Here is a 22,212-nt window from a genome sequence, read left to right as displayed (position 1 = left end):
AAATGTAACAGGAAAATGTGGCAAAAAAATGACGATTTTGCTATTCCTGTAATTTTTTTCGTGCCTGCGCCCGGTATTGGCTCGGTGTCACGTGAATATTTTTCTTAAACTGCTTCATAAAAAATGTTTCATTGTGATAGCCACACAAATCCGCAATTTCCTTAATCGAATAATTGGAAACCAGCAAAAAATGTTTGGCGTGCTCCATCCGGCTCTGTACAACATCCTGCACAAACGTATTTCCAAAATATGATTTATACAATTTCTGAAAATACGGTGTACTTAGCCCATTGTCACCGGCACACTCCGATACATGCCAGTCTTTCGACGGCTCCAAATATACCTGAGAACGCAGATTCTGAAACAATTCATCATATCGGTCCGGTATTTTGGCAACCTTGCGTCTTTCTGACATCTCGGAAACTTTAATCAAAATCATTTTAAATAAACATTCCATCGTCGTCTCTTTGTACTCATTCATCGAAATATATTCCTGATAGAGTTGTTTCATCATCGAAGGAATCAACGTATTTTCCGGCAGGTGAATTACTGTATTCATCGGCAGATTGATTTCATCCACAAAAGAACGGCTGTCATCCAGCCAAAAATGCACAAAATCATCTTTATAGGAATCATTTACGGCATAATAGTGCTGCTTAGCACCAATATCATATAAAATCACGGATGGCGGCTTAACATAAACCGGCTGCTTATCAAGCACAACACAACACTCCGTATGAAAATACAAAAATAAATAATCCGGTTTTCCATACCGGGAAATTCCATCTTCTCTATAAATTTTAAAATCACCGTCGTACTCTAATTGTACCCCAACATCACGAAAGCGCATCCTACTTCTCCTTTCAAAAGCACAGCTTTCTCTCAAAACTATACAATCCTCTTATTGAACTTCATTATAGCATTTTCGTATTTTTTTGTCAGTATTTTTTTTCATTACTTTTATGCCACAAATTTCCATTATATTTTTCTTTTTTGTGGCAACAATATTACCAAGATAAATCGGATGCAGGAGAAAAAAAACAGCATTTCAACAAAAGGGATGCCGTTTCTCGGCATTCCTTTATCTTCACAATAAATAAAACGGAGGTGAAAAATCATGACAAACAAAAATTCATCCAAGATGGAAGTACCACAGGCTAAAGAGGCTATGAATCGTTTCAAAATGGAAGTTGCAAACGAGATTGGTGTAAACTTGAAAGATGGTTACAACGGTGACCTTACTTCCCGTGAAGCTGGATCAATCGGCGGCGAGATGGTTCGTCAGATGATTAAGAAACAGGAAGAGAGCATGAAATAATCGCAGCCTAAATGCGAAATAAAAGAGGACAGCCGCTTTGCTGATAAAATTGCTTAGCGGCTGTCTCTTTGTTCTAAATCCATTTGTATCTGTTCTAAATAATGGACAAATGTTCCGGAATAGGTCGAAATTTCATATGCAGGATCTAATTCTTCATATTTGAAATGCTTTGCTCCGCCCTCTTCCATCCGTCTCCAAAATCCATCTAACTTTGCATACGGCAGATACATAAAGGTATCTTTTGCTTTGAAATAAATCAATAAAAATGCAATGCCGTCCTGCTCCTCAAACTCTTTCATAAAGCGAATCTGATGTTCATGCACATTCGCAAGCGGAAACCGATCAGTCGCACATTCCTTCGCATCAAAACATATCGGAATCCCCTGAACGACCCCGATGTAATCCACCGTACTTTTTTGTTCAAAGTAGGCAAGTGTAATATGTCTTGTCGTCTGGTCTATCGTAATCGGTTTAATCGGCGTTGGCACCTTCTGTACAAGTGCCAGTTTCTGCGAGCGGTATTTGTCATTTGTCATATTTACAAGTTCTTCCAAAAAAGAACCGCGAAGTCCTCTCGAATTCCAGGTTGCCATTAATTTTTCTCCCGGTACACAGTTTTATGTGCAATTTCGTCTGACTTTTCTTTTCCCTCAAGCAGCTCCAATAATTTCAAACCAAAATCCATCGTTGTTCCAAGACCGCGGCTTGTCACAATATTACCGTCAACAACGACCGGCTCACGAACTACCGTTGCACCAATCAAATTCTTTTCATGTTGTGGGAAACTGCATGCCGTCTTTCCTTCTAGCAAACCATATTTACCAAGAACTCCAGGTGCCGCACACACGGCTGCAACAATTTTTCCGGCATCATTCATAGCAAGAATTGCCTTTCTGACTGCATCGCTTTCACCCAAATTAATGGTTCCCGGCATTCCTCCCGGAAGAATGATGGCGTCATAATCAAGTACATCCACTTCTCCTAAAACAGCGTCCATTTCAACATTTACGCCATGTGAACTTCTCACAAATTCATCTTCTGTAATTGAAGCCATCGTCACTTCCACACCGCCCCGGCGCAGTAAATCAACGACTAAAAGCGCCTCCACGGTTTCATATCCTTCTGCAAATAAAATCACTGCACGTTTCATATTTTTTCCTCACTTTCCAAATTGTTTATTTATCATTTTCGCAAAGTAATCCGGCTCTTTTGCCGTTACTACCCTGCCTGAAAGATTTTTAAGTTCTCCCATATTTTCAGGAAAACACAATGTTTTCGCATGCAAAAAATAATGCTTCGTATCCGCTCTCTTTGCTGCACCATATTTTACATCCCCCAATAGCGGATGTCCCAAAGATGCCAGATGTCCGCGAATCTGATGTGTCTTTCCCGTCACCAGCTTCACTTTCAAAAGTGTTACTGTGCCATTGGTCCGTAACGGCTCATACCCGGTCTCAATCCACACGCGGTCTTCCCCGTCTTCCGAAAAAATCTGAACCCGGTTTGTCTGTTCATCCTTTTTTAAGTATCCGCGGACAACCGAAGGTTCTTTCATAACACCTTCCACAATTGTAAGATAGTACTTATCCATCGTTCGGTCTTTTAAAAGCTCCGACATTTTTTGCAGGCCCCGAAGGCTTTTCCCGGCAATCACAAGACCACTTGTATTCCTGTCAAGCCGGTTGCAAATCCCCGGTTTCAGGCTGTCTTTCGGTGACCACTCACCTTTTTTCTGTAAATAACCAAGTATATATTCTACAAGTGTAACATCCTGAGGCTTCGCCTTTTGAGACAACATACCGGCAGGCTTATTCACAATCAGGACATCCTCATCTTCATAAACAATATCCAAATCTATTACCGGATAAATCACTTTTTTAGTCTCTCCGCGAAATTTCTCAAAGGTCTCATCTGAAAAATACACAGTTACTTTATCGCCCGTTTGCAGCATTTCACTGCCCGTTGCCTTTTTGTCATTCAGCTTGATATTTTTCTTTCGCAGCATTTTATACAAAAAACTTGTCTGCGCCTCTTTGAAATACTTTTCCAGGAACTTAGAAAAACGCTGTCCGCTTTCCTTTGCTCCAATCGTCACCTCTCTCATCGTCTTCTCCACTACATCGCAAGTGAATGTAAATAATCCACCAGTGTTTTTTCCGAATTTTCTGACGCTTCTTCCTGCGTTAAGCGCTGCAGGTGTGAAATCAGTTTTTCATCCGACTCAAACAAGCGCACATGATACGACGGTGCCGTCTTTTTCACAACATCCGTCAAATATTGTTTCAAATACGGCACATCCTGTTTGGACTTCGCAATCACGCCAAGAACATTACCATTTTTCACAAGCAAAAAGTCTAAATGCATAATTTTTTCCGTCGAGGTAAATACATAATCGGTATACAAAACCGCTTGTCCTGCTGCCGTTTTTACTTTATCATACCGCTCTTTCGTAACTCCTTTTTTACGAAACATCGCAATCAGCGCAACCAGATGTTTCGCCGCCGGAAGCACGAGTAACACTGCCATTACAGTAAAAATATTTGCACGCACACCACTCCACAAATATCCGGTTAAAAAAATAGCAACGCCAAGCACTACAAAAAATACAATCCATAAAATTTCTGCTTTCTTACGTTTCGTAAGATATCCCAAGGTACATTTTTCGTACATCATTTTCTTTCCTTTCTTAAATCATGCTTTTTACACACAAATAAAGTTTATCACAAAAACCGTGCGGTGGAAAGAGGCTTTTCCATCGCCTTTAGAATTGGATACGGGTTCACACTGATTTCTTTGTCACCTGCCGTAAAGTAAATTCCAAAATGCAGATGAACCGGAAACTTTCCAACCGTTCCCTCTTTTCCATAACCGCTGTCTCCCATATAACCTAGCAGCTCGCCCGCTTTCACAGTCTTTCCCTGTTTCATCCCCTCCGCGTAGGAAGAAAGATGAGCATAATAAAAATAAGTGCCCGTTTTACTGCGGATTCCAATGCGGTAGCCGCCTAATTCCAGCCATCCGATTTTTTCCACAACACCATCACAGACACTTACAACAGCAAACGTATCTCTTTGATTTTTCGGTGGCATTAAATCCGTCCCCTCATGGAGCCGTTTTCCCCCATAACTGCGGGACATCCCCCATGAATCCTTAAAAGAAATCCCCTCTTTTTCTTTCTTATCTGAGACAACCGGAAAACATTTTATCCCGGAAAGAAGTTTTTGATAGTAAACGGCATAGGGCTCCCATGTTTCTCTTTCCAAAAGGATACGATACCACGATAAGGACGGAAGTGATTTGCTTGTCTTTTCCAGTTTACCGTCCGCATATAAAAAGTCCTTTGCGAACTCTTCATATTCGTCTTTTCCCCATGTTTCAAATCCGGCAAGCCGTTTTGGTACCACCTGAAAATCCCGGATATTTTCTGTATTATGCTCCCATTTCGGAACCTTTTTCACTTCCATTTTCCAAAATAACAGTCCACATAAAAACGGCGTCCAGAAAAATAATATCATGCAAACAAGAAACTTTTTCCAAAAAATCCTTCGCTTCATCTAACGCCTCACATTTTTTTATCTCTAAAATGTATGCGTTATTAACTAATAAGATTCAATATCTACCACCGTTGTATTTTCCACCTGATATGGCAGAATGGAATTGGCAAAAGAACGGAACTGGTCCACACCATCACTGACAAAGAATTTGTGCTCCGGTTTCTCACCGGATACATTCAGTAAATCTTTTTCCTTTAACAAATCCTTTAACGATTTTGCCGTTTCATAAGCAGGGTTCACCAGTTTTACCGACTCACCCATTTCACGCCCAATCACACCGCGTAAAAGCGGATAATGGGTACATCCCAAAACAAGCGCATCAATCTCATACTCTTTCATATCATGCAGATATCTGGAAACAACATCTTCCGTAATACGGTCTTCAAACAGCCCCTCTTCCACAAGAGGTACAAATAGCGGACACGCTTTACTCACTACCGTCAATTCCGGATTTATTTTGTGAAGATAGCTCTCATAAATTCCACTTTTTATTGTACTCTGGGTTCCAATCACGCCAATTTTGTTATTCTTAGTCGATGCCGCCGCCATTCTCGCTCCCGGCTGCACCACGTCAATCACCGGCACATCCACCATATCTTCAAGTTCCTCTCTGGCAAGTGCACTGGCTGTATTGCAGGCAATTACAATTGCTTTAACATCCTGTGTCAGGAGAAATTTAGCAATCTGCTTACTGTATTTACAAACCGTATTTTTTGATTTGGAACCATATGGCACACGGGCTGTATCTCCAAAATAAACAAGACTTTCCCCCGGAATCTGCCGCATAATCTCTTTTGCCACTGTCAATCCGCCAATTCCCGAATCAAACACGCCAATCGGTGCATTCATAATCCTTCCTCCAATCTGCTCTTATTCTTTTTCGTCCATTGCTTCTTCTATCATAGATTCTTCATCTACTGTTTTTTCTCCCATATCTTTTTTGCGGTTTAACAAATCATAAATACATGGTACAACAAACAGCGTAAGCAGCGTACCATATACCAGACCACCAATCGTAACAATTGCCATCGGTCTTGTCATATCCGCTCCCATACTGCTGCCGGCAACCATTGGAATCAAACCTAGTACCGTCGTCAATGCCGTCATCAGAATCGGACGAAGTCTCGTTACGCCTGCTTCCTCAATTGCCTGCCGTTTCTCGACACCGCTTCGGCGTAACTGATTGATATAATCCACAAGTACAATACCATTGTTTACAATAATACCGGAAAGCATTACAAATCCAATCATGGCAATGACACTGACATCACTTCCCGAAATCCACAGTCCAAGGAAGCCTCCCGTAAAGGCAAGTGGTATCGTGAACAAAATGATAAATGGAGATAACAATGACTGGAACTGTGCCACCATAATCAAATACATCAAAAGCACACCAAGTGCCATCATCAAAAGCACCTGTCCCATTGCTTCTGTGGTTGCTTCATTTTCACCATCTAATTCCATTTCATAACCGGCCGGTTTCTTTGTCTGGTTTGCGATTTTTTCAACCTCTCTCGAAACGTCGCTTACCACATAACCATCCTTGATATCCGCTTTTACAGCAATATATCTGGTCTGCCCTTTGCGATAAATCGATTTTGGCGAATCCGCAGTGCTAAAATCAGCAATCTTACTAAGAGAAACCTTTTTTGTCTTCTGGGTCATCGAATCGGTGTAATCAATTTTCAGATTTTTGACATCATTTCTTGTCAAGTCCTCATCCTCCGCCGAGTTGACATAAACACCTAAATCATCGGTATCATTCGATACCGTAGAAGCCGAAGAAGCCTCTTTTACTTTTGCATAAATCTGCTGATAAACCTGAGCCACCGTAAGTGAATAACGCATTGCTTTCGCTTTATCCACAGTAATGCGGTACTCTTTACCGGCATCTTCCAGACCATTCGTAATGTTATCAAGACCATCTACTTTTTCAAGTTTCTTCATCATATCTTCCGAAATCGTCTGCAATTTATCCAAATCTTTTCCTTTAATATTGATGGTGACACCATCGCCCATCATGGCACTCATATCCATCGCAGAAGCATTTATTTCTACTTTCCCCTCAATATTTTTCGTTTTTTCCGTAATCAGTTTTGTGATTTCTTCATTGCTTAACTGCCTATCGTCCTTCAAAATGATATACATAGTTACGGTATTTTCACCGCCGGAACCGGTAAGCATCGACATGGATGAACCCGTTCCTGTATAGGCACCAACTGATTCAACATCCGAAATCTCACGGATTTTTTCAACCACTTGATTGGACGCTTTTTTCGTATCCGCCAGTTTTGTTCCATTATCCATCGTAAGCGTAGCCGTCATCTGCGTACTTTCCATATCCGGCATCATGGAAAATCCTCTGCCGGCTGCCAATGCCGCAAACAATATAAGGAGAACAACCGAGCCAGCCAAAACAAGCCACTTAAACCGCAGCACCCATTGAATTGCCCTGCCATACGCACGCTGAACTGCCGCAATAATCTTTGACTCTTTCTTTGGCTTTCTCTTAATTAATCCGGCCGACATTGCCGGAACTAAGGTAAGTGCTACAAGAAGACTTGCTCCCAGTGTGTAAGCAAGGGTAAGCGCCAAGTCGACGAATAACTGCTTTGTCACACCTTCTGTAAAAATAATCGGTGCGAACACACAAACCGTTGTCAGTGTAGATGCCACGATAGCTCCTGCCACCTGGCTTGCTCCCTCAATTGCTGCACGCTTCGTTGAAATCCCATGCTGCTTAAGACGGAAAACGTTTTCAATTACGACAACCGAGTTATCCACAAGCATACCAACACCAAGTGCCAAACCGGATAAGGAAATAATATTCAGTGTTACACCGCTAAAGTACATCGCTACAACTGCTGCAATTACGCTGAGCGGAATCGAGCAGGCAACGATAAAGGTTGGCCGCCAGTCGCGCAGGAAAAACAGCAGAATCAAAATAGCAAGCAACCCACCAAGCAAAAGATTTTGCACTACAGCATCCACTACAAGGTCAATGTATACCCCCTGATTCATCAAAACAGAAACATGCAGTCCCTGATTGTCTTTCTGCAACTGGTCAAAACGATCCGTCAGTGCACTCGTTACGTCTCCGGTTGAAAATCCGGACTGTTTCTGTAACGTAACAAGTACCGCCGGGTTGCCGTTTACTACGGTATACACATCATCCGAGTTATCCGTAACCGCAATATCTGCCACATCTGAAAGTTTAATCGGGTCTAAACCATCCAAATCCATATCGCAGACAACGAGGTTTTTGATTTCTTTCTCGGATTGAATCTTATCACCTACACGTACAAGGTAAGAAGCATCTCCTTCGGTAATATAACCGGACGGCATATCAAAGTTCTGCGCTTTTAATACATTTTCAACCATTTCCTTTGTAATGATTTTTTTCAGGTTCGCATTACTTTTTGTCGTTTTTTTCGAGTCCTTTAACTGTTTATCTGCTTCATCTAACTTATTTTTTCCATTATCCATCTGTGCTTCCGAAACACTTAACTGGATACTGGAAAGAATTTTCTGTTTATTTAGCTGTTCGGTCGCTTCCGTTGTCGAAATCTGACCTTTCTCTAATTTCTTCTTTGTTGCATTTAGTTTTTTCAGACCGGCATTGATTTTTTTCTTTGCCGCTGTAATTTTGGCTTTATTCTTTGCCAGCGTTTTCTCTTGGGTTTCCACCTGCTTAAGTCCGCTGTTTGCTGAAGTAAGTGCCGTATTCACTTCGTTTACTTTGGATGGAAGCATTTCTTCCGTAATGCCGGCATCCTTCAATTTGCCACGGACAACCTGTAACTGTGCCTGAACCGACGCTAAAGAAGTACTCAGTTCCTGTGAATTCCCACCGACATTCTCAAGCTGCGTTTTCAGAGATGTCTCCTGAACTTTGAGCTTTTCAAGCGTCGTGTTCAGTGTCGTAAGCTGCGTCTGCGTCGCCGTCAGTGTCTTAATTGTATTTGTCAGTTTTGTTTTATTGGCAGCGAGCGAGGCAAGCCCCGTATTTAACTGTTTTTCACTCTTTTTAAGCGTTGCCTGCTGCTTTTTAATATTCGTAATATTTTCATTAATAACTTTCAGGCCATCCTTAATTTTATCCGATGCCTGACTAAGTTTCGTCTCTCCCTTCGCCATCTTATCGGCGGCGGTCTCTTTTCCATTCTTTAATTTGTTTTTGCCATTTTCCAGTTTCTTCTTTCCTTCATCAATCTTATCCTGTGCATCACTTAATTTTCCTTCAATCGCCTTTTGCACAAGCTCATTCATCTTGTCAATCTTATCCTGCTGAATAATGACCTGAATCTTTTTCTCAATAGAACCGGATTCATTGACAGAGGCAACTCCCTCCACACTCTCCAATTCCGGAATAATTTCCTTTTCCGCCTTTTTCGTAACTTCCGCACTGTCTAATTTATCATAATCCAGTGCCGCCACCATAATCGGCATCATGTCGGGATTCATTTTCATAATTGTCGGATTTCCGATGGAATCATCAAACTGCGATGTCACCATATCAAGGCTTTCTCTCATATCTACAACTGTAGAACCCATATCCGTTCCATCATTAAATGACATAACAACCATTGACATATTCTGGATGGAAATAGATTGCAGTTCTTTGACGTTGTTGATACGCTCCATCGCCTGCTCCACCGGTTCGGAAACAGCCTTTTCTACTTCTTCCGGACTTGCTCCCGGATATGTAGTCATAACAAGTGCATACGGAAATTCCATATTTGGCAGAAAATCCGTACTCATATTTTGAAATGACAAAAATCCGAGTACCAGACATATAACAACCGCAACCAATACGGTAAATGGTTTGCGAACACTGAACTTAGATAACATCTGAAAGTTCCTCCCTTTTTCTAAAATGACTATTAGTCGAGTATAACACCGTTTGATTCGCTAACGCAACTCTAGGAGAGACACAAAATGTGAAATTTTTGTGTCTTTTACTTATTCGGCTGTTTTTTCATTTATCACTTCCACTGCTTTTTGCAGCTGGTAATCGTCTTTTCCACCGAATTGCTTCAAATCAGAAGGATTCTTTGCTTCCACATCCGGAGTCAACCCTTTGCCCTGAATACATCTGCCGCTTGGCAGCAAATATTCCCCAGTTGTCAGTTTAATTCCGCCACCACACGATTTTTCCAGAGAAAAAATAGTCTGTACAATTCCTTTCCCAAAACTTTTGACACCGACTAACGAAGCCGCTTTCCGGTCTTGCATACAGCCGGCAAAAACTTCCGAAGCACTGGCACTTCCCCCATTAATCAAAACTGCCACCGGCTTATCAAAATGCTTTTCATCGGTTGAGGTATATACTTTATCACCATTTACTTTATTTTTTTCCGTTATCAGTTTTCCTTTTGGAAGCATCCGGTCAAGAATATCCACAACCGCCGTCAGTGAACCACCGCCATTGCCTCGCAAATCTACAACCAATCCCTTCTGTCCCTTCTTCTCTAAGTCAGAAAGCGCATTCTCATATTGTTTTACCGTTTCCTTTGTAAAAGAAGTAATGGCAATATAACCGGTTTTCCCGGACAACATCCGATGTGTAACCGTCTGATTAACAATCTTTTCACAGGTCACCGTAATTTTCTTCTTTGTCTTTTCTCCATTTTCTTCCCGCAAAACAACGAGTTCTGATTTTTTTCCTTCTTTTCCTTTAATCTTCTGAATGGTATCATTTAATGACAATTTTGTTACGTCCTCGCCATTTACAGAAAGCAGAATATCTCCGGCTTTTAATCCGGCTTTCTGTGCCGGTCTGCCTTTCTGCACTTCCTGAATCGTCTTGTTTTTTGTTTTTTCATCGTAGCGCACACTTGCACCGATTCCCTCGTAATCTCCTTCTACATCTTCCATACTGCTTTTTAATTCTTCACTGGTAAAATACGCTGAATACTTATCGCCAAGTGCCGCTACCATTCCTTTTGCGGCATATTCCGAAATTGTTTGATCCGATACATCGTCCTTCCAGTAATAGCTGTCAATGTACGATTCCACAATTTCTGCACGGTTTCTAATATCCGACGCAAGAGAGGACGCCGGCAGAATCTGTATATCTAAAAAATACATGACAAGAAAAAATGTCATAGAAAACAATACGCCAACAAATATTCCGGCAAAAAAACCACTGCCTCGTCTTTTCCTCATCTTTCACTATCCTCCATTATCTCGAAATATAATTTAACGGGTTCACATAACTTCCATTTTTCGTAACACCAAAATGGAGATGTGCTCCGGTCGATATACCGGTCGATCCAACATACCCGATTACTTGTCCTTTTGTTACCTGTTTTCCGGCACTCACTGCAAGTCTGGAACAGTGCATATATACCGTATACAAACGGTTGCCATGCGAAATCATAATATAATTTCCGGCACTCGAACTATACGTAGCGGTCACTACTTTTCCGCTGCCGACTGCTAATATCGGCGTTCCCGAAGGTGCAGCCAAATCGACACCTTTATGATATGTGCTGGCACCTGCAGTCGGACTTTTTCTGCCACCAAATCCCGAAGAAATACGTCCGGCGCCACCTTTTAACGGCCAGCCAAATCCTGTTGTGCTGCCGCCGGAATTTCCGCCGCCTGCCGCCATTTCACGGTCAATCTCATCCTGTTTTTTCTGAAGCAGTGCTTCCACCTGATTTTCCGCTTCCAGCGCTTTTTTCGTGTACTCACTTACTTGATCCTGCGATTTTTCCATCGCTTTATCAATCTTATCCAATTCTGTTTTCTTATCCGCCTTTAACTCGGACACCGCTTGCTTTTCTTCCCTTGTTTTTGTTTCTAATTCCTTTAACTCATTTGTCTGCTGTTCACGCTGTTTCTCCTTTTGCTGCACCGTAAGTGCTGCCTTCTTAAAATGCGCAAACACTTTGTTATCATATTCGGAAATTTTTTCAACATACTCTGAGCGGTTCAACAAATCAGAAATACTTTTTGCTCCAAATATAATATCAAGATATTCCTGATTTCCATTTTCATACATATATTTTATGCGCCGCTTCATCGTCGTATACTGCTTTTCTTTTTCCTTCTGTGCCTTTGCTAATTCCTTCTGAATTGCCTTTAACTTTTTTCCAGACGACGTAACCTGTGCATGAAGTTTCTCTAATTCTTCTTCCAGAGATGCTGTTTTTTTATCTAACTTCTCAATATATTTTAAGGTATCGTCTTTATCGGCCTGAATCTCTTCAATTTCCTTTTGCAGACTATCCGCCTTGTTTTCCCATTCTTTCTGCTGTTTTTCTGTTTCTTTAATCTGCTTATCATAGTTTGTGGCACCTACGTTTTGTCCAAACACAGAAAGCGACACAACGCCGCACAATATGCCACACAACAGCCATTTTCTTCTCATCTTTATCACTTCCTAAATATTTAAATTTCTCCGCACCGTAATAAAACTGCCAAAGAATCCAATTCCAACACCCAAAATCAGTGAAATCGGAACTAACATCACAAAAACTTCTCCTGTCGTAAGGAAAGCAAGTCCCTCCGAAAAAAGAGAAAAATGTGTTGTTATATAAGTAAGAATCCGTCCGTATGAAATCCCCAACACAATAAGGGGAATAATTGAACCAATCAAACCAATCACTACGCCTTCCACAATAAACGGCGCCCAGATAAAAAAGTCAGACGCTCCCATCAGACGCATAATCGCAATTTCCGGTTTTCTTACGGCGATTCCGGTCGCAATTGTCGAATGAATCAAAAATACGGATACAAGTAAAAGCACAACAATCAGCACCAGTGACACACCACCAACCAGTTTATTAACACTCGAAAAGCCTTCTTCGATTTCATCCGCTTCCTTAATCCTTCGGATTCCTTTTATGTTTTTTAAGTATTCTACTAACGTAGACTGTCGTTCCAAATCCTTGCAGTAAATAGCATAAGATGCTGATTCCGCTAACGGATTATCATCCCCAAAGCTTTCTGCCAGTTCCGGTGTCTTAGAAAAGTTTTCCTGTTTAAAGTCTTCCCATGCCTGTGCAGCAGAAATGTATTCTATCCGCTCCACTTCATCTCTTTTCTCAATTTTTTGTCCAATATCAGCAATCTGTTTTTCCGAAAGATTTTCTTCAAAAAATACAGAAATTCCCACTGACTGTTCTGCCGAGTGAAGAATATTCTGGAAATTACTGAGCACAAAATAAAACAAGCCGAAGACAAATAGACAGGCTGCAATCGTTCCCATGGAAGCCAGGGTAAACATACGGTTTTTTCTCAGATTTGCTAGTCCTTGTTTGATGCTGTGAAAAAATAAATTAATCCCCTTCAACCTGATAACCACCTTTCTTTTCATCTCTTACCAAAACGCCATCCTCTAAATTTATAACACGCTTTTGCATGACATCCACAACATCATTATTATGAGTTACAACAACAACTGTTGTACCCATTTTGTTTACTTCCTCCAACAACATCATAATATCCCATGCTGTCTTGGGGTCAAGATTTCCCGTCGGCTCGTCCGCCAGCAAAATAGTCGGCTGGTTAATCAGTGCTCTGGCAATCGCTACACGCTGCTGCTCTCCGCCGGATAATTCGTGCGGATACATCTTCTCTTTCCCTTTTAACCCAACCATCTCTAACATAATTGGAACATTTCTTGCAATATCCCTTTTGGTCATGCCGATGATTTCCTGTGCAAAGGCAACATTTTCAAATACCGTCTTATTCTTTAATAGACGAAAATCCTGAAATACCACACCAATCTTTCTCCGGTATAACGAAACCTGTTTGCGCTTCAAATTTGTCACCTGTCTGCCACCGACAAATATACGGCCTTCGGTCGGATTTAACTCTTTTAAAAGCAATTTAATAAAAGTGGACTTGCCAGATCCACTTTTACCAACTACGAATACAAATTCGCCTTTATGAATGCGAATGGATACATCACTTAGCGCTTCCACACCTGTAGAATACTGCTTACTGATATGATCCATTGCAATAATAGGTATCACCTTTTTCTTTGTTTCCATGATACAAAACCTCTCTCGTCAATTAATACTCAATGGTCTCCAAATAGTTCATATACTTCACAACCATCAACGCAATGCGGAATGTAATCGCATCCTCAAACACACGCAAATCAAGTCCGGTGCTCTTTTGCAATTTATCCAAACGATAAACAAGCGTATTTCGATGGATGTAAAGCTGTCTCGATGTCTCCGAAACATTTAAGTTATTTTCAAAGAACTTGTTAATTGTCGTCAAGGTTTCTTCGTCGAAATTATCCGGTGTGTTGTCATCGAAAATTTCTTTAATAAACATTTTACAAAGTGGCAGCGGAAGCTGGTAAATCAGCCGTCCAATTCCCAGATTACTATACGCCATTACCTTTTTGTCACTGTAAAAGATCTTTCCAACATCCAGTGCCATCTTCGCTTCTTTATAGGATCTTGAAACTTCCTTGATATCCTTGATAATCGTTCCAAACGCCACACGTACACGTGCCATTGCCTCAGTATTTAACATATCTACGATAACCTGTGCGGTTTTCTCCAAATCCTCGTAAGTATCTTTGTCCTTAATTTCTTTTACGATAATGATGTTTTTCTCATCCACTGCCGTGATGAAATCCTTGTTGCCACCGGCAAACATGCTGCGTACAGTCTCTAAGGCACCATTATCTTTTTCCTTACTTGTCTCTACAATATAAACAACCCGGCGTGCGTTCATCTCGATATGAAGTTTCTTCGCACGGTTAAAAATATCAACCAAAAGGAGGTTATCAAGCAAAAGATTCTTAATAAAGTTATCTTTGTCATAACGTTCTTTATAGGCAACTAATAAGTTCTGAATCTGGAATACAACAATCTTTCCAATCATATATACATCCTCGGCCTCTCCCTTTGCCACCACAATGTATTCTAACTGGCTCTCATCATAAACCTTAAAAAACTGGTATCCCAAAATCGCCTGACTGTCTGCCGGCGAATCCGCAAATATCTTAACAGTCGCACAGTAATCTTCACTGTCACCTGCCGTCTCTGCCAATACATTTCCATCGGCATCCACTACACTAAGGTCTATTTTTGTAATTCCTTTTACACCATCAATTGTATTTTGCAAAATCTGGTTTGATATCATTTATGCCCCTCCTTAACTACTCCTTTTGTACTTTTCGTTCACAACACCTCATTTCTCCCCATTGTACCATTTATTCGGGTTATTGTCAAAAGGTCTTAAGCTTCACAAATTGAAGGGCATCATTTTTCTTATACCATTTTTTGTACTTTTTCAAGGATGCTTTCGGCACATACACATCTCTGAAAATTGGAAGATAACAATAATTTTTATCATTATTCTGTGTCAGTTTCGGTGGATTCTTAGAACGAAAATAAACTTTTGTCGTCGTCACATAACCGGCACGATAAAATTCACCCCATGCTCCCTGTAATGTCTTTACACTTGCCCCGATATCCAATTTCTTCAACTGACGACTGCCGCAAAGAGAAGCATCCTCACTAATCAGTTTTACCTTATTTCCTATTTTTACTACATTCTTTTTCGCAACAGCAATTAATAACTTACCACTCTTTTTCTCGTAAATGCACTGTCCCTGTTTTCCCAAGCATTTGTTTTTCTTAGAAATACTTACCTTCGTTATCTTCTTTCCGGCAATGGCATCTTTACCAATTATTTTCACCTTCTTGCCAAGATAAACACTTGTTGCTTTTCCTGCTTTGAGTGCATTATCCGCAATCGAAGTAACACTATCAGGAACTGTAATTTTATTTTTCGCCGGCACTGCCCAGATAAGCTTTGTCCCCTTCTTATTTAATAACAGGCCTTTCTGCATTTTAAAGCTTTTATTTTCCTTCGAAAGTGTGACTTTGGAAAGTTTCGGACAGGCGGAAAAGGATGTGTAATTGTCAAAGGAAGCAAGTGATTTTGGCAATTTCACTTCCTTAAGACTCTTACAGCCATAAAATGTTTCTGCACTAATTTTCTGCACACCATCCGGAATTGTAATACTCTTAACTTTACGAAGTCCGCTAAGCGCTGTTGACTCTAATATCGTCAAGTTCTTTGGCAGAACAACGGATTCAACATTTATCGTCTTTTCGCTCCAGCCGTCAACACCATGTGCATACTCAACGGTCACACCGGAAATGTTCTGGTTAAATTCATCTGCATCTTCCAATTTGCGAAGTGCCGTGTCATAACCTACTCTTGTCACAACAGCTCCTTCTACCGTATCCGGAAACTTTAAGGATTTTGTCTTGTTTGTTGTTTCTACAAGATAAATCCATGCATTTTTTCCATCTTCGGATAAATACGCATGATATGTAGCTTCCGAACCTTTATAGGTTACCTCTTTGCCTGTATTCCATCCCGCCAGTGTGCTTTGGCTTTTTGTGTCAGCTGCTTTCACAATAGCAGGCTGTCCGTTATTTGAAAATCCCATATTTAAACCGCCGCCAAGCAATGACATAGACAACAGTAACGCTCCACCCAGTATTCTTTTGTTTCTCATCATAATAAAACCTCCTTTTGTATTGTCTTTATATATAAGACGATTCAAAAGGAGGAAAAGTTGCAAAAAAACAATTTTTTATATTATTTTTATTCCTTATCCGGCAGCGGTTTGATGATTTTTTTGTAAATCCTCATAAGAAATATCGTTGATACCGCAAGTGACATACTCTCCGCAATCGGGAATGACCACCAAGTGGCATGCAAGCCGCCAAAATGAGCCAGAAGATATGCAGCCGGAATCAGTACGACAAGCTGACGCATAACCGAAACCACCATGCTGTAAACAGCCTTTCCCAAAGACTGGAATACCGTACCTGCAATAATGCAGAACCAAGCAATCAAAAAGTGGATTCCAATAATACGAAGTGCCGGAACTCCAATTGTAAGCATCGCTGTCGAAGCCTCAAACAATCCCAGTAATTTGTCCGGAATCAGTTCAAATCCCAAGAAACCAATAAACATCAAACAGAACGATACAACCAGACTCATTTTAATCGTTTTTATCATTCTGTGCTTTTTCTGTGCTCCGTAGTTATAGGCAATAATCGGTGTAATTCCATTATTCAATCCAAACAATGGCATAAAGAAGAAACTCTGCAATTTAAAATAAACACCAAATACTGCTGTTGCCGTCGAAGAAAATCCAATCAAAATCCGATTCATGCAATAAGTCATAACAGAACCAATTGACTGCATAATAATGGATGGAATTCCAATCGCATAAATTGGTCCGATAATTTTAGCACTCGGACGGAACCCTTTGATTTTCAAATCCACCTCATGATTAAATTTCACATTAAATACAGCAGAAAGAATCGCCGCTCCACACTGTCCGATTACGGTTGCCACAGCCGCACCGGTAACGCCCATTGCCGGTGCACCAAGCAGCCCAAAAATCAAAATCGGATCTAAAATAATATTGATAACCGCACCGGTAAGCTGGGAGAGCATTGTATACACAGTTTTCCCCGTAGAAGTCAACAGTCGCTCAAAATACATCTGACAAAAAACACCAATGGAAAATATCATGACTGTACTCAAATAGTCAACGCCCATTCCATAAATCGGAGAACTTGTCCCATTTAACTGTCCTACATAAAATGGTTTTACTACCGTAAGACCAAGGATTAAAAATACAACATAGCTGAGGACTGTCAAAAAAGCACCATTCATCGCAACATCATTCGCCTTCTTAAAATCCTTTTCTCCCAACGCCCTTGACAAAAGAGCATTCACACCTACACAGGTACCGCCGCCAACCGCAAAAATTAACGTCTGAAGCGGAAAGGCAAGGGAAACCGCAGACAAAGCATCCTCCGATAACTTCGCCACAAAAATACTATCTACAATATTATAAAGTGCCTGAACCAGCATGGATAACATCATTGGGAGCGACATACTAAATAACAGCCTGCCGACCGGCATGACACCCATTTTATTCTCTTCCGGCACTGCCATACTCTTACTTTCGTTACTCACTCATATAACCTCCTTTTTTAGTTGTAAAACCCTTACGCCACAAAAAGGGCGCCTCCTTAAGAAGACGCCCAGCAAAAACGTATTTTATGCTAAGACTAGTTTGTAATTGTTTCCTGTGTTTCTTTATCAAACAAGTGAATCTTAGAACCATCCAAAGCAATCTTAATTGTATCACCAGGACGAGCTGTTGTACGAGGGTTTACACGTACAGTAATGTCAAATGTCTCAACTGTGAAGTACAAGAATACTTCTGCCCCAAGCATCTCGTATACTTTAACAGTAGCTTCCAGTGTAGTATCCGGAGAGTTGCTGATGAACATCTCTTCATCTTTAATGTCCTCTGGACGAATACCAAAGGTAACTGTCTTATCTTCATATCCATTATCAATCAACTTCTTAGCTTTATTCTCCGGAAGTTTAATGGAGTTAGAACCAAACATCAAACGTACTTCAGAACCGGATACAACTACTTTTGCATCGATGAAGTTCATCTGAGGAGAACCGATAAATCCGGCAACAAACAAGTTGTTTGGTCTCATATACAAATCAAGTGGAGAATCAACCTGCTGCACAACACCATCTTTCATAACAACGATACGAGTACCCAGTGTCAAAGCCTCTGTCTGGTCATGTGTTACGTAGATAATTGTTGTTTCCAGTCTCTGATGCAATTTAGAAATCTCGATACGCATCTGTACACGGAGTTTTGCATCCAAGTTAGAAAGCGGCTCATCCATCAGGAATACTTTAGGATCACGTACGATTGCACGTCCCATAGCAACACGCTGTCTCTGACCACCGGACAAAGCCTTTGGTTTACGATCAAGCAAGTGCTCGATATCAAGGATTTTAGCTGCTTCATGTACAAGGCGGTCAATCTGGTCTTTTGCAACTTTTCTCAGTTTCAAACCAAATGCCATATTGTCATATACGGACATATGTGGATACAAAGCGTAGTTCTGGAATACCATCGCGATATCTCTGTCTTTTGGCTCAACGTCGTTCACCAATTTATCACCAATCCACAACTCACCACTGGAAATCTCTTCCAAGCCGGCAATCATACGAAGTGTAGTAGATTTACCACATCCGGATGGTCCTACGAAAATAATAAACTCTTTGTCTTCAATCTCTAAGTTAAAGTCCTTAACAGCGTGAAAGCCGTTTGGATATACTTTATTGATGTTTTTTAAAGATAAACTTGCCATTTGAAATTCCTCCTAGGATATAATATTGTCACAAACATCTAACTGATACTATACACTATCTTTATCAAAAACACCATATTCAAAATACCTAAATAATTCAAAAATCTTTTGTGTAAATTGCACAGATTCCGTTTAGCATGCTAATCACCGATGCTAAAACCTTCCCCTAACACCTCTCTGGCATCAGCAACAATCACAAATGCCCGCTCATCGGCTTCCTTAACATATTTTACCATAGAAACAGCCTCACGGCGTGAAACAACACACATTAAAATCTGCTTTTCCTTCCCGGAATACATACCGTTTCCCCGCAGTGCCGTTACCCCGCGCTCAAATTGGTGCAGAATAATTTCTGCAATTTCTGCCGACCGGTCGGAAATGATATACATAATTTTTGCATAACGCATTCCGGATGTCACTCCATCCATTACTTTCGAAGTCACAAAAACCGCCACAATGGAATACAGTGCCGTCCGCACACCAAAAACCAGCATACCGGCAACAACAATTATACCATCGACAATTCCTATGATATTTGCCAGCCGCATCATTGGGAACAGCGGATGTAAAAGGGTACTTAACAAATCCGTGCCGCCGGTTGAACTTCCTGCAAGAAACACAAGTCCAAGCCCTCCACCATGAAACGCACCACCCAGTATTGCCGCCATCAAATAGTCCTGATGCGTAACGGAGGTAACGGGAATCACCGCTAATGCCAGTGAGAACGTAATCATGGCATACAGCGAACGAAATAAATATTCCCTTGTATGGAATTTTCTCGCCATAAAAAACAAAGGGACGTTTAAAAGAAATGTCACAGCAAACACCGGAATTCCAAATAATTTTTCAAGTACAATTCCCACACCTGAAAATCCTCCGGTAACCATTGACATCGGCTCATAAATGAGACAGGTTCCCAAAGCCATCAAAAAAGTTCCCATGGTAATCATACCATAGGAACGAAAGATACGCTTCTCTGATATGGACATTTTTGTTACCTCCGAAATTTTTTCTTGGTATTATAATCGTCCATTTTTCTATGAAATATACGCCTTCTTAGCGAATGGGAATACGGCATCACCAAAAGCCAGCGGTAAACACCTCCCAGATGTAGTTTTTTCAGCCATTTCGGCACCGGCACATTTTCCCGGAACAAAAGCGGCATCACACTTCCTACCACCACACAAAGTTTGGTATTCACCTTCGCACGGTTATTCTCAAGCCACTCCTCCTGCTCTGTGCTCTCCATCGATAAAAGCACAATATCCGGCAGTTTCATGTTAATGTCATTAATCAGACTCTCCTCTGCAACTTCTCCATCCGCCACATAGATACCGACAATCTGATCTCTGTCAATATATTCGGATAAAAAGCGATATACCATTTTGGCTTCTTTCTCACTTCGCAGCACCAAATAAATTGTCCGGTTATTCTCGTTTGCAAGCGAAAGCAGTTCTAACTCCGCGTGATAATCAACCGCCATACCGCCGGTCTCCAAAACATCAACATGATGTCTTGTCAGTATTGCTTTTTCACCGGGGAGAACAAGGTCTGCATGAGCGAGCGACTCACGCACCAGCTCATTTTTATCATAGGCATCCATATAATCCAGTGAAATAACATGTGCTACATTCACCGTTTCATTCTCCAGAAAATTTTGCATTTCCTGCTTCAGTGTTTCTTTGGTCAGCAAATCCACCTGCATGTCCATGATATTTACTTTAGTCCCCACGTAAACACCTCGCTTTCTGTCAGAATGTTCGGTTTTCGTTACTGTATGTCATCATCCGTACCGAGTACAATCTCGATGGATGCGCCGCTGCTCATATTATCAGCCGTCTGAATCAGTGGGTTTTTGAAATATTTCTTCAATGCATTGGCTTTCTTTTTCTTTGTTGCATAAATAACTGTCTGCGAACGGATGTTACCTGTCGCATTACCAACACCTTTTACTTCATAACCGTCTTCCTGAAGTATTTTCTGATATTTTGCAGCAAGTCCGGTTATCTTACTTCCATTATAAATCCACACCGTTCCTTTATTTTCCGTGGAAGATGTACTGCTCGTGCTGTTTTGTGCACTCTGGTATGCTTTTTTCTCCCAGATCTTCTCAATCATCTTGGCAGTTTTTGTTTTATCTAACTTAAATTTCTTATTAAACGTCTGCCCTTTTGCACAATATGTGTGAATATATTCGCGATTGACCTGTTTTAATTCTTTGCTGTAATGCTGCTTCTGACCCAATGTCACATCACTAATCAAAGAATCCCATTTGGATTCAATCAAATCATTCATATCACTTTCATCGCTGCACTTCGCTGCCTCATCCAAAAGCTGTTTTGTCGGGCAGAGTTTTTTCTTTTTGCCATTCTCCCATTCAAAACATTTGTTAAATTCATCCGACGTCATCGCGGTAAAATAACCGATATCTGCTTTTAATTCCTCCTGCAAAATAAGAATACCATACTCATATTTGACATCTCCTTCAAAATAAGAAGAAATTTCTGACATCGTAATCACCTGCGGCAGTTTGGAACTTTTCTTTAATAAATCATTATAGGTCTTTGCCGAAATCGTAATCTGCGTACTGGCAGGAATCGTCACATATGTCATGTTCTTCGTTCCGGCATCAAACAATTCAAGCACCATTGCATCGATTTTTCCGCTCTTCTTGTCATAGCTGTAAATTAAGTTGCTGGATTCCATGCTGCCGGGATTTACATCAATCACATGCTCGTACTGCGTACTTCTCTCCACTCGCTGCGTCTGTTTCAAAAACAGCATTGTAAGATAATAACTGAGTACACCTACGCCTAACAGCAATACAATAACACCAATTGTCTTAAAAAAATTAATAAGTATAATTTGTGCAATACTTCGATTTTTCATACTATTCCTCCCGCAAAAATTGCGTGCCATGTGCACATAAGTATTAGTATTATATCAGATGATGGGGAGAAATTCAATCCTAGCTTTTTTGTTTTCCGTTTTTTCAGTTTCTAGTAATTCAGTAAGAAGGATTCGCGTCTCGTGGGCGCTCCCGCTTAGACAAATACGCAGAAGTATCGGCATGCAAAATACGCAATGCCTGATACTTGCGTATTTGTAGCCACTCGCTGCGAATTCTTCTTGCTGAATTATTAGA

The 22,212-nt window shown here is 40.8% G+C and carries 20 protein-coding genes; 1 reads left to right on the top strand and 19 read right to left on the bottom strand.

Annotated features, from left to right (window positions below):
- Positions 1 to 40 precede the first annotated feature (40 nt).
- Positions 41 to 850, bottom strand: coding sequence for an AraC family transcriptional regulator (locus DW019_RS09790; protein WP_117478256.1), 810 nt, complete (start codon positions 848 to 850; stop codon positions 41 to 43).
- Between the two features lie 267 nt (positions 851 to 1,117).
- On the opposite strand from DW019_RS09790, the gene DW019_RS09785 reads away from it, so the two are divergent.
- Positions 1,118 to 1,318 (top strand): alpha/beta-type small acid-soluble spore protein, encoded by a 201-nt coding sequence (locus DW019_RS09785; protein WP_022377712.1) that lies wholly within the window; start codon positions 1,118 to 1,120, stop codon positions 1,316 to 1,318.
- Between the two features lie 53 nt (positions 1,319 to 1,371).
- Here DW019_RS09785 and DW019_RS09780 read toward each other — a convergent pair whose 3' ends face one another.
- From DW019_RS09780 to DW019_RS09695, 18 genes are all read right to left on the bottom strand, one after another.
- The gene (locus DW019_RS09780) at positions 1,372 to 1,911 is read right to left on the bottom strand and encodes a Holliday junction resolvase RecU (RefSeq protein WP_118443235.1); all 540 of its coding nucleotides are present in this window, start codon (positions 1,909 to 1,911) and stop codon (positions 1,372 to 1,374) included.
- On the bottom strand, positions 1,911 to 2,468 hold the full coding sequence (locus tag DW019_RS09775) for a DJ-1 family glyoxalase III (RefSeq protein WP_118443234.1): 558 nt from the start codon (positions 2,466 to 2,468) through the stop codon (positions 1,911 to 1,913). Before DW019_RS09775 ends, DW019_RS09780 begins: the two co-directional genes overlap by 1 nt.
- 9 nt (positions 2,469 to 2,477) lie before the next feature.
- Positions 2,478 to 3,422, bottom strand: coding sequence for an RluA family pseudouridine synthase (locus tag DW019_RS09770; RefSeq protein ID WP_022377715.1), 945 nt, complete (start codon positions 3,420 to 3,422; stop codon positions 2,478 to 2,480).
- A gap of 11 nt (positions 3,423 to 3,433) precedes the next feature.
- The gene (locus tag DW019_RS09765) at positions 3,434 to 3,991 is read right to left on the bottom strand and encodes a PrgI family protein (protein ID WP_147324413.1); all 558 of its coding nucleotides are present in this window, start codon (positions 3,989 to 3,991) and stop codon (positions 3,434 to 3,436) included.
- Positions 3,992 to 4,038: 47 nt separating this feature from the next.
- Positions 4,039 to 4,872, bottom strand: coding sequence for a M23 family metallopeptidase (locus tag DW019_RS09760; protein ID WP_118443233.1), 834 nt, complete (start codon positions 4,870 to 4,872; stop codon positions 4,039 to 4,041).
- 45 nt (positions 4,873 to 4,917) lie between these two features.
- Complete coding sequence (gene murI / locus DW019_RS09755) at positions 4,918 to 5,721, bottom strand: glutamate racemase (protein WP_022377718.1); 804 nt, start codon at positions 5,719 to 5,721, stop codon at positions 4,918 to 4,920.
- A 21-nt stretch (positions 5,722 to 5,742) separates the two neighbouring features.
- The gene (locus DW019_RS09750) at positions 5,743 to 9,723 is read right to left on the bottom strand and encodes an efflux RND transporter permease subunit (protein ID WP_118443232.1); all 3,981 of its coding nucleotides are present in this window, start codon (positions 9,721 to 9,723) and stop codon (positions 5,743 to 5,745) included.
- A gap of 111 nt (positions 9,724 to 9,834) precedes the next feature.
- Positions 9,835 to 11,040 carry a S41 family peptidase gene (locus tag DW019_RS09745; protein ID WP_118443231.1) on the bottom strand — a complete coding sequence of 402 codons (1,206 nt, stop codon included), beginning with the start codon at positions 11,038 to 11,040 and terminating at the stop codon, positions 9,835 to 9,837.
- Between the two features lie 16 nt (positions 11,041 to 11,056).
- Complete coding sequence (locus tag DW019_RS09740; protein WP_118443230.1) at positions 11,057 to 12,250, bottom strand: M23 family metallopeptidase; 1,194 nt, start codon at positions 12,248 to 12,250, stop codon at positions 11,057 to 11,059.
- A gap of 12 nt (positions 12,251 to 12,262) precedes the next feature.
- Positions 12,263 to 13,174, bottom strand: coding sequence for a permease-like cell division protein FtsX (locus DW019_RS09735; RefSeq protein WP_243024140.1), 912 nt, complete (start codon positions 13,172 to 13,174; stop codon positions 12,263 to 12,265).
- Positions 13,161 to 13,877 (bottom strand): cell division ATP-binding protein FtsE, encoded by a 717-nt coding sequence (gene ftsE / locus DW019_RS09730; RefSeq protein WP_022377723.1) that lies wholly within the window; start codon positions 13,875 to 13,877, stop codon positions 13,161 to 13,163. Before ftsE ends, DW019_RS09735 begins: the two co-directional genes overlap by 14 nt.
- Before the next feature lie 22 nt (positions 13,878 to 13,899).
- A complete protein-coding gene (locus tag DW019_RS09725; RefSeq protein ID WP_022377724.1) occupies positions 13,900 to 14,988 on the bottom strand; it encodes a helix-turn-helix domain-containing protein in 1,089 nt (362 codons plus the stop codon).
- Positions 14,989 to 15,073: 85 nt separating this feature from the next.
- Entirely contained in the window at positions 15,074 to 16,381 is a 1,308-nt protein-coding gene (locus tag DW019_RS09720; protein WP_118443228.1) for a leucine-rich repeat domain-containing protein, read from the bottom strand.
- 86 nt (positions 16,382 to 16,467) lie between these two features.
- Positions 16,468 to 17,838 carry an MATE family efflux transporter gene (locus tag DW019_RS09715; protein WP_243024143.1) on the bottom strand — a complete coding sequence of 457 codons (1,371 nt, stop codon included), beginning with the start codon at positions 17,836 to 17,838 and terminating at the stop codon, positions 16,468 to 16,470.
- 116 nt (positions 17,839 to 17,954) lie between these two features.
- The gene (gene ugpC / locus DW019_RS09710; RefSeq protein ID WP_022377727.1) at positions 17,955 to 19,067 is read right to left on the bottom strand and encodes a sn-glycerol-3-phosphate ABC transporter ATP-binding protein UgpC; all 1,113 of its coding nucleotides are present in this window, start codon (positions 19,065 to 19,067) and stop codon (positions 17,955 to 17,957) included.
- 140 nt (positions 19,068 to 19,207) lie between these two features.
- Positions 19,208 to 20,056, bottom strand: a complete 849-nt coding sequence (locus DW019_RS09705; RefSeq protein ID WP_022377728.1) for a YitT family protein — start codon at positions 20,054 to 20,056, stop codon at positions 19,208 to 19,210.
- A gap of 5 nt (positions 20,057 to 20,061) precedes the next feature.
- Entirely contained in the window at positions 20,062 to 20,799 is a 738-nt protein-coding gene (locus DW019_RS09700) for a WecB/TagA/CpsF family glycosyltransferase (protein WP_147353023.1), read from the bottom strand.
- 38 nt (positions 20,800 to 20,837) lie between these two features.
- On the bottom strand, positions 20,838 to 21,956 hold the full coding sequence (locus tag DW019_RS09695) for a LytR C-terminal domain-containing protein (protein ID WP_182431089.1): 1,119 nt from the start codon (positions 21,954 to 21,956) through the stop codon (positions 20,838 to 20,840).
- Positions 21,957 to 22,212 lie beyond the last annotated feature (256 nt).

This window comes from Clostridium sp. AF37-5, from assembly GCF_003477605.1.
Taxonomy (GTDB): domain Bacteria; phylum Bacillota; class Clostridia; order Lachnospirales; family Lachnospiraceae; genus Eubacterium_F.
This window is presented reverse-complemented; position numbering and strand designations above follow the sequence as displayed.